1 protein-coding gene and 1 pseudogene are annotated in these 2,983 nt (G+C 68.0%); both read left to right on the top strand.

Annotated elements, in window-relative coordinates; translation table 11 throughout:
* Positions 1–395 precede the first annotated feature (395 nt).
* Positions 396–1,304 carry a tyrosine-type recombinase/integrase gene (locus tag JWQ05_RS00010; protein ID WP_299652567.1) on the top strand — a complete coding sequence of 303 codons (909 nt, stop codon included), beginning with the start codon at positions 396–398 and terminating at the stop codon, positions 1,302–1,304.
* A gap of 4 nt (positions 1,305–1,308) precedes the next feature.
* Positions 1,309–2,518, top strand: a pseudogene (locus tag JWQ05_RS00005) (IS91 family transposase).
* Positions 2,519–2,983: the final 465 nt, after the last annotated feature.

Here is a 2,983-nt window from a genome sequence, read left to right as displayed (position 1 = left end):
CGCAGGTGCCTCAAGGCCATCGCACACATTGAGCATATGGCCCGCGTCCTGGGTCTCGGAAACCTCTTGGAACCGTAGGACTCGCCCATCGGAAGTAATCAGCACACTGCCTAGGGGCGGTATAATTAGTCTCGGAAATCTTAGGGCATCCAAAAATATTTGAAGGCCCGAATTTGACTCTGAGAGTATTCTATAACGCCTTCCATACTGTGCATTATACGAATGGCACGCCCATGATGGGGAAGGTCCAAGAAGGGTGGAATGAACGAACCCGCTTACGCGGGATGGGTGGCAGCTTCGAGGTTTGCGGATTGAGACGAGCGCCCTGCGCTGATTGAGCGTCGCCTGGCCTGGGCGGACGATCGTGGCTCCGTTCATCCGAGTGGAGCCATCCCATGACCATCCTTGCCGTTCCCGCCGCTGCCGTCGGCTCGCTGCGCCAACGCCTCGTCGACGACATGACCCTGCGCCGGTTCTCCCGTGAGACGCAGCGCAACGACATCCGCGACGTCGGGCGTCTGGCGACCTTCCTGCGGCGCTCGCCCGACACGGCGACCGTCGACGACCTGCGCCGTTTCCAGATCGCGCAGCAGGAGGTCGGCCTCGGGGTGCCGACGATGAATGCCATCGTCTCGGCCCTGCGCTTCTTCTTCGTCCATACGATCGAGCGGCCGGATCTCGCTCGCAGGCTGGTCCGCCTCAACCATCCGCGCCCGCTGCCCGACGTCCTGAGCGCCGAGGAGGTGGGGCGGCTGCTCGGCGCCACGGTCTGCCTCAAGCATCTGGCGGCCCTGTCGGTGGCCTATGGCGCGGGACTGCGGGTGGCCGAAGTCGCGGCGCTCAAGATCGCGGACGTCGATTCGACGCGCATGCTCCTGCGGGTCGAGCGCGGCAAAGGCGGCCGCGACCGCAACGCGATGCTGTCCGCCGATCTCCTGGGTCTCCTGCGGCGCTGGTGGACTGAGGGACACCGGCAGGGCGTCCTGCATCGCGAGGGTTGGCTGTTTCCCGGACAGGACTGGGAACGGCCGATCAGCACGCGCCAGCTTCACCGCATCGTGGTGGAGGCGGCCCGGTCGGCTGGGATCCCCAAGCGTGTCGGTCCCCATACCCTGCGCCACTCCTTCGCCACCCACCTCCTGGAGGACGGTGTCGACATCCGCGTCATCCAGGTGCTGCTGGGACACGCCCGGCTCGACACGACGGCGCTCTACGCCAAGGTCGCCACGCGGACGGTGCGGGCCGTGACGAGCCCCCTCGACAGGCTCGCCCTGTTCCATGGGGAGGGACCCGCACCGGGTTGAGGCGATGCCCGCCGCGATCGAGCTGGCCGACGTCTTTCGTGCCGCCGGGCCCGCCTATCGCGCCGATGGGGCTGGGCACCTGGACCTGGCCGCGCTGAAGGTGATGGCGGCGATCGAGCAGTGCCGCACGGCCAGCCTCGGCGGGCATGTCGAGGGCTGCGACGCGTGCGGCCACCTGCGCGTCGCCTACAACTCCTGCCGCAACCGGCACTGCCCACGCTGCCAGGGCGCGGCGGCGCGCGACTGGCTCGCCGCGCGCGAGGCCGACCTTCTCCCGGTCGGCTACTTCCATGTCGTCTTCACCCTGCCCGCCGAGATCGCCGCCATCGCCTTCCAGAACAAGGCCGCCGTCTACGATCTGCTGTTCCGGGCCGCGAGCGCGACCCTGACGCGGATCGCCGCCGACCCGAAGCAACCTCGGTGCCCGCATCGGCTTCACCGCCGTGCTCCACACCTGGGGCTCGGCCATGACCCACCATCCCCATCTCCACATGATCGTGCCCGGCGGCGGCCGCTCGTCGGACGGGACCCGCTGGGTCTCGTCACGCCCTGCCTTCCTCCTGCCGGTACGGGTGCTGGGCATGCTGTTCCGCCGCCTGTTCCTCGAAGGGCTCGCCGCCCTCCACGAGGCCGGAACGCTCGTCTTCTTCGGCACCCTGGCCCCACTCTCCGACGCCAAGGCCTTCGTCCGCGCGCTCGCCCCGGTGCGCAGGAAGCGTTGGGTCGTCTACGCCAAACCGCCCTTCGCCGGACCGAAGGCCGTCCTCGCCTATCTGTCGCGCTACACCCACCGCGTGGCCATCTCCAGCCGGCGCATCCTTGCCTTCGATGGGCAAAACGTCAGCCTCCGCGTCAAGGACTACCGCCGCCCCGAGGCCGGGCAGGCGCGGGTCATGACCCTGTCCGCCACGGAGTTCATCCGGCGCTTCCTCCTCCATGTCCTGCCGCGCGGCTTCCACCGCATCCGGCACTACGGCTTCCTCGCCGGCTCGAACCGGAAGGACGCTCTGGCCCACATCCGCACGATCCTCGGCACACCGGCCCCGCCGCGATCCACCGACCCTGAACCGGACACCCGAGACGCTGCGACCGACGCTCGACCGCCTTGCCCCCGCTGCGGCGGTCCCATGAGAACCGTCGGCTCCTTCGCAGGCTGGTACCAGCCGCGTGGGCCGCCGTTCAGCCCCGCGCCGAACCGGGCGTGTACGCCATGACCCGGCATGGCCTGGCACCACCACACATCCGAGGAGGCGCACCTCGGGGCACGCCTCTCCGCGTGCCGAACGCCAGAATGGTCTTCACAAACGCTGTCGCCCGACCCTGTCGCGCTCCGGCAAACACCGGAGACCGAGCAATCCAGGAGCGCTCAGGCACCCAGGCGCTGGTAATCACGCGCCTTCCGTCCCTCGCTGGGGACGACGGTCTGCCAAAATCCCCATAACTCTGCGCCCGCCATCCCGCGGGTTCGTTCTTCCAAGACTTTCGTACGCCTGACGGCGCCCGAAACTCTTCAGGTTTTCTGCCCGTCCGCTCTCGGGCGGATGATTGGCTAACCCGACGTTGGGCTTCACTTCGTGTCGACCCCACGCGGTCCTTCACCGCGTGAGAGGAAACGTTTGATCACAGATGCGCCGGTGACGGGTCCGGAAATGTCGGGTCGGGCCGCTGTGGAGACATCG

This window comes from Methylobacterium sp., from assembly GCF_028290105.1.
GTDB lineage: Bacteria > Pseudomonadota > Alphaproteobacteria > Rhizobiales > Beijerinckiaceae > Methylobacterium.
Note: the sequence above shows the minus strand (reverse complement) of the source record. Positions and strands in the feature narration are given on the sequence as shown.